A 5,859-nucleotide genomic window follows, 5' to 3' on the forward strand; every position below is an offset into this window, starting at 1 on the left:
GCGCCTGCGAGTGGCTGGCGACGGTGTCGAACTCGGGTCCCTGCGCGAGCAGGGCGTGTCGGATCGGCGTGACGATCTCGCGGACGACGGCGACGTCGTAGTCGGCGATGGCGTCGAGGCTCTCCGTCACGGAGCCCTCGATGCTATTCTCGATGGGAATGACGCCGCGGTCGTATTCGCCCGCGGCGACGGCGTCGACGATCGCCGTGACCGACTGGCGGAAGTCGATCTCGTCGCCGTCGGCGATCGCGCTCGTCGCCCGGTGTGAGTAGGTCCCTTCGGGTCCCAGCGTCACTGCAGTCATTACCCGCCGATAGCAGGCTACGGGTCAAAAGACCGTCGGGTTCTCGGGGCCGGTCGACGACGGTTCCTCGGCACTCAGTCGTCGATCGGCGCTCCGGAGGCACCGCTATCGCGGCTCGAGGCCAGAACGCCGTCTTCGGTCGCCCGTTCGGCGAGGCGGGGCTGGAAGACCCACGCGCACAGCAACAGGATGGGGATCATCGTGGCCGCGACGACGGCGTAGCCGGTGTGGAGGCTCGGCATCATCGGCGCGGCGTAGACGAGCGGGTAGACGATTCCGCCGAGCGTGCCGACGCCGCCGACGACGCCGGCGACGCTGCCCGAACTGTTCGGGAACATCGCCGGCACCTGTGCGAAGATCGCCCCCTCGGCGAACGCACAGCCCATGCCGACGATGAAGCCGGACGCGACGGCCAGCAGCACCTGGCCGGTCAGACCGGCCAGCGTCATCCCGACCATCGCGAGCACGATGAAACACAGCGAGACGAACGTCCACTGCTCGCGGTAGCGGCCCGTGAAGATCGGCAGGATGTTCTTCTCTTTGCGTGCGAGCAGGTCGCTGACGTAGCCGCCGATCGGCCGAAGCAGGCCGGCTGCGACGGAGAACGTCGCGGCGAACGTGCTGGCGAGCACGAGGTTGTCCGTGTTGAATCCCTCCCGGTAGTACGTCGCCAGCCAGCCGTTCATCGAGAGCTCGAGGCCGAAGCTCATCACGTACGCCAGCGCGAGCACGACGGTGCCGTAGCGGGTGGCGGTGTAGAGCCAATCTCTGAGGGTCGCAGTCGACTTGGTCGCCTCTCGTTTCGCGTCGCTCCTGGCGGCCTCGCCGATCGTGTAGTAGACGATCGCCAGCAGGATCGAGACGATTCCGGTGTAGAAGAAGGCCGCTCGCCAGCTCGTCTCGAATATCGGTCCGCTCCAGTTCTCGGTGAACACGCGCGGGAGGATGAGCGCACCGCCGGCGGCACCGGCGTTGCCGACGCCGGCGTAGATTCCCTCTGCAGTCCCCAGTTGTTCCTCGTCGAACCACTCGGAGACGTGCTGGATCCCGATGACGAAGGTGATTCCAGCGGTCGCGACGATCAGCCGCTCGACGAAGAAGACGGCGTAGGACTGGGCGAACGCCGACGCGATGGAGAAGACGCCGACGTAGGTTAACACGATGGCGAACACCGTCGGCGCGCCCCAGCGATCGGAGAGCCAGCCGGTCAGAATGCGACCGAACGGCGCGAGCCAGATCGCCGCGCTCGCGAGGATCCCGATCTCCGCGAGCGAGAGGCCGAACTCCTCGGCCATCGGCCCCGTGAACGGCGCGAAGGAGAACCAGATCAGGAACGAGAAGTTGAACCCGATCGTTGCTAACACCAGCGTCCGCCACTTGGTCATCGTGATCACGACTGCTCACCCCGGCTGAAGCCTCGAGTGTCGTACTTCGAATCCGTCGTTCCTGTTACGATAATAGAAACAAACGTATTATTTATTCCCGATTTTTCGCCATCTTCGTCCCATAACTTTCGATCTCCTTCGATGTATTTCAACATGGCTCACTCGAGTTGTTCGGCAACTCCCGTATAAATCCACTTATTAGAATATACCCAACTGTACGGCAGTAATCTAACAAAACCCCTCCGTATTATGGCGTTTAATTCCCAGACAAGCGGTCTATTCTGGAAATATTATGGAAATATACAACTCTCTATTCGGTGAGTATCGTCGTCCGTTCGGTTCTCTCGCCGAACCAGATCCGTCGGGGTACAAGCGGACTGGGAGACTGCCTCGAGGCCACGTCCCGATGCAGTTTACATGGTACTCAGCAGCACACTCTCTCCGATCTACCGACACCGCTTCTGGTCGATGTCACACCGGAGAAAACTACTGCTCGGACGGCTTACTCGTCGAGGTGCTCGATTCCCTTCTTCGAGACGTTCGCTTCCGTGATCTCGTCGGGCATCCAGTCGGGCTTGTCGTCGGGAGCGGTCTCTTCCCACGCCCAGCCGTCGTAGATGTGTACCTTGTCCGTCCCCTTCTCGCGAAGTTTGAGTTCGACGCGATCCGCTGCCTCCTCGCTCGAGCCAGGCTCGAGCCGTCTGGCCGCCTTGAGGGCAGCCTGCCGGGGTGTGTTACCCGAGAAGACACTCGACTCGTCGTCGGGTGATTCACGCAGTGCAAAGTTTCGTTTACCGTCTTCGCGTACCATGATTATCGCCTCCGTGTCAGTCAAGCACACGATCCGACATAAAGATATCCCCCAAAACCGACCGACTGCGCCGGTATCTTTAAGTGAGTAGCGTACACCATTTCACCGCAATATCGACATCCGGTATTCGGTCGCCGTGCCGTCGTTGTTCGCCCGATGCGCGCGTAACACGGTCAACACTCGTGGCGTCGAAAACACTTAAGTATATCCTACGGCGAAGTTCGGAATAGAATCCCGCGATGGTACGGAAAAAGAAGCTGAGTCCAAGCGGTGCGAAAGACGACGACGGTAACTACCACAACGTCCACCTCAACCTCCACGAAGACGAACTCGAGGTCGCGGGCATGGATATCGGCGACGAGGTCTTCGTCCGGGTCCGGGACGGCAAGATAATCATCCAGAAAGCCAACGAGGACGACGTCGAACACGAGTTCTAGAACCGACCTTTTGCTCTGCGGGTGCGCCTTCGGCGCACCCTCGGCAAAACGTCGATGAAAAGCACTCCTCCTTCCTCTCCGTTCGCGCTGCTCACTTCGAGTCAGTCGTCGGCCCGCTCGCTCCCGATGGTCGCTCGCGGTACTATACGTTGAATCAACTACAAGCCGGAACGCGCTCGAGAAACCGCCTTCCCCCTCAGCGCAGCGCCTCGAGGTCGAACTCGAACGCCGACACCGGCACCTCGAGGTCGTGCTCGACGAGCACCTTCGGGTGAACCTCGCCGATCACGCCGACTTCTTCGCCGTCGATGACGATCGCTGCGGTTCGACCCGAAATGAAGGTCGGGTGGTCGGTCGGCGGCGTCTCGAGGTCGGCGTCGAAGTTGCGGGCGAGCGTCTGGAGTCGAGCCTTGGCGTCCTCGTAGCCGGACTCGTGGCTCGCGAGGACGGCTCCGACGCGGCGGCCCTCCGAAACGCCGGTGTTCTCGCGCTCGTCGACCTCGGCGGCGAAGCCGATCTCGGCGAGGTTCTGCGGGTAGGATCGGTGGGTGTTCCGCTCGAGGACCATCAGCAGCGAGGGCATGACCCACGTCCGAAGCATGGTGAAGTCCTCGCTGTAGGGCTCTTTGATCGTCGCGGGCTCGCCGGCTCCGTAGACGTCGTCACCGGGAGCGATATCGAGCCGGTCGTAGTTCTCCCCCTCGCTGATCATGTGGAAGTTCAGCAGGTCCTCGAAGCCCAGTCCGACGAGCTGGGTTCTGGCGGCGTTTTCGAGCCGGGAGCGCTCGTGACGGCCGCCGACGGTTCCCACATCGGGATAGCGGGGCTCGAGTTCGTTGAAGCCGTAGGCCCGCCCGAGGTCGTCGATGACGTCCAGCGGGTGGAGCACGTCGACGCGGTAGGGCGGGATCGTCACCTCGTAGACGAGGTCGCCCGCGTCGCTTTCGTTCTTTTCCGCTTTGAGCCCCGACCGCTCGGCGAGGTCGATCACTTCGTCGGGATCGAGTCCGATCCCGAGGATCGTCTCGATGCGGTCGTGGGAGACCGTTTTCGTCTTCATCGAGAGGTCCGGCCGAACAAGCTCGCGTCCGCCGGACTGCGTCCGGCTCCCATTCGAGTCCGCGTTCGCGGACTCGCTATCCGGATACTCGACCGTCACCTCCTCGAGCGTGGCCCCGCGAGCCGACAGCGCGTAGCAGACGATGTTCAGCATCTTGTCGATCGTCCACTGGTCGGTGCCCGTCATCTCGACGAACAGGTCCCGCGAGTCCGTCGAGACCTCGGTCCGGCGGCCGTTGATAACCGGCGGGAACGAGAACAGCCCGATACTGTCGTAGATCGCCGGATACCGCTCGTACCCGCTGACCAGATCGGCATAAGTCCGGCCCGTCTGGTGCTCCTCGAGCACGTCGGCCGGCGTCATCTCTTGATCGGAATCGAGCGGGACGAACCGATCCTCGTCGGGTTCGATGCCGACGTACTGGATGGTTGGGTTCCCCTCCGTCGCAGCGGTGCCCTTCAGCATCGTCAGATCGTGAATCCCGATCGCCCCCTTCGCGCGCTTGCGCCCCATCGTCGCGTGGAGCTTCTCTTGGAGCTGAATGAGCGAGTCGAGACTGTCCTCGTCGAGGTCAATGTCGCGGACGACTGCGCCCGTGACGTACGGCCGCTCGTCCGGGACCGAGTCGTCCACTTCGATGGTCCATTCGGACGAGTTCGGCGAGGGAACGTGGACCCCCCGCGCGTCGCCGTACTGGTATCGCATCGAGCGGGCGACGCCCTCGACGGAGAGTCGATCGAGCCGGTCCGGCGCGAACTCGAGTTCGAACTCGTCGTCCTCCGTGCGGCCCTCGAACTCGAGGCCGAGACCGAACAGATCGTCGATCAGGTCGTCGTCGCTCTTTTCGTCGTGACCGGTCAGGGTCCGCAGTTCGTCGGGGTCGATATCGACGGTGGGCATCAGTAGGTCACCTCCGTTTCGCGCAGCAGGTCGAGGTCACACAGGGTGCCGTGGATGTCCCGGATGTCCTCGAAGCCGTACATCAGCATGAGCAGTCGCTCCAGGGCCAGTCCCCAGGCCATCACGTCGCACTCCACGCCGAGGGGCTCGAGCATCTCCTCGCGGAAGATCCCGGAGTTGCCGATCTCGACGAGTTCGCCCGTCGTCGGGTGCGTGCCGAACAGCTCGAAGCTCGGCTCCGTGTAGGGGTTGTAGTGGGGCTTGAACTGGATGTCCGTGATCCCGAACTGGGCGTAGAACTCCTCGAAGGTGCCCATCAGATCGCGCACCGAGAGGTCCTCGGCCATCACCCAGCCCTCGATCTGGAAGAACTCGAGTAAGTGCGTCGGATCGAGCGTGTCGTTCCGATAGACTTTCTCGACGCTGAAGTACCGCTGTGGCGGCTCGAGTTCGCCGACCTCCTCGCCCGAGAGATAGCGAGTCGACAGCGAGGTGGTGTGCCCGCGCAGCGCGAGCGCCCGGGCGAAGTCCTCGTCCCACGGCGAGTGATAGCCCTCGCCGTCCGGGCCGACGCCCTCCCGGTGAGCGCGCTCGACGCGGTCGACGAGGTCCTCCGGCAGCTCGTCGATGTGGGTCGGCCGCTCGAGCGCGAACCGGTCCCAGTGCGTGCGAGCGGGATGATCCTGGGGCATGAACAGGCAGTCGTTGATCCAGAAGTCCGCGTCGACGTGGGGCCCTTCCATCTCCTGGAACCCCATCCCGACGAGGACGTCCTTGACGCGTTCGGCGGTCTGGCGCAGGATGTGGACCTTGCCGCCGTCGAAGCGCTCGGCGTCGGCCTCGACGTTGTACTCGGAGAACTCGACGTCTTCCCACTCGCCGCTCGTGAGCAGTTCCGGGGTGACCTGGCCGACCGTCTCGCTCGTCTCGATTCCCGCCATCAGTTCGGTGACGGCCCGTTC

6 protein-coding genes are annotated in these 5,859 nt (G+C 63.2%); 1 reads left to right on the forward strand and 5 read right to left on the reverse strand.

The window, feature by feature from the left end; genetic code table 11:
• The 3 genes from PGX04_RS11395 to PGX04_RS11405 form a co-directional block, all read right to left on the reverse strand.
• The coding region (locus tag PGX04_RS11395; protein ID WP_273738617.1) for a prephenate dehydratase domain-containing protein at positions 1-304 on the reverse strand (304 nt) is incomplete at its 3' end.
• A 74-nt stretch (positions 305-378) separates the two neighbouring features.
• Positions 379-1,689 (reverse strand): MFS transporter, encoded by a 1,311-nt coding sequence (locus PGX04_RS11400; protein WP_377042570.1) that lies wholly within the window; start codon positions 1,687-1,689, stop codon positions 379-381.
• 502 nt (positions 1,690-2,191) lie between these two features.
• The gene (locus PGX04_RS11405; protein WP_098727332.1) at positions 2,192-2,500 is read right to left on the reverse strand and encodes a non-histone chromosomal MC1 family protein; all 309 of its coding nucleotides are present in this window, start codon (positions 2,498-2,500) and stop codon (positions 2,192-2,194) included.
• 239 nt (positions 2,501-2,739) lie between these two features.
• Between PGX04_RS11405 and PGX04_RS11410 the strand changes: the two genes are divergently transcribed.
• A complete protein-coding gene (locus PGX04_RS11410) occupies positions 2,740-2,937 on the forward strand; it encodes a SymE family type I addiction module toxin (RefSeq protein WP_098725211.1) in 198 nt (65 codons plus the stop codon).
• Between the two features lie 196 nt (positions 2,938-3,133).
• On the opposite strand, the gene pheT is transcribed toward PGX04_RS11410, so the two are convergent.
• Positions 3,134-4,897, reverse strand: a complete 1,764-nt coding sequence (gene pheT / locus PGX04_RS11415; RefSeq protein ID WP_273738620.1) for a phenylalanine--tRNA ligase subunit beta — start codon at positions 4,895-4,897, stop codon at positions 3,134-3,136.
• The coding region (gene pheS / locus PGX04_RS11420) for a phenylalanine--tRNA ligase subunit alpha (protein ID WP_273738622.1) at positions 4,897-5,859 on the reverse strand (963 nt) is incomplete at its 5' end. The genes pheS and pheT, both read right to left, overlap by 1 nt.

The sequence above is a fragment of the Natrinema soli genome (genome assembly GCF_028618695.1).

Coding starts and splice junctions, on each gene's coding strand:
- pheT (WP_273738620.1), bottom strand. CDS start 4,897: ATGCCCACCGTCGATATCGACCCCGACGAACTGCGGACCCTGACCGGT.
- PGX04_RS11400 (WP_377042570.1), bottom strand. CDS start 1,689: ATGACCAAGTGGCGGACGCTGGTGTTAGCAACGATCGGGTTCAACTTC.
- PGX04_RS11405 (WP_098727332.1), bottom strand. CDS start 2,500: ATGGTACGCGAAGACGGTAAACGAAACTTTGCACTGCGTGAATCACCC.
- PGX04_RS11410 (WP_098725211.1), top strand. CDS start 2,740: ATGGTACGGAAAAAGAAGCTGAGTCCAAGCGGTGCGAAAGACGACGAC.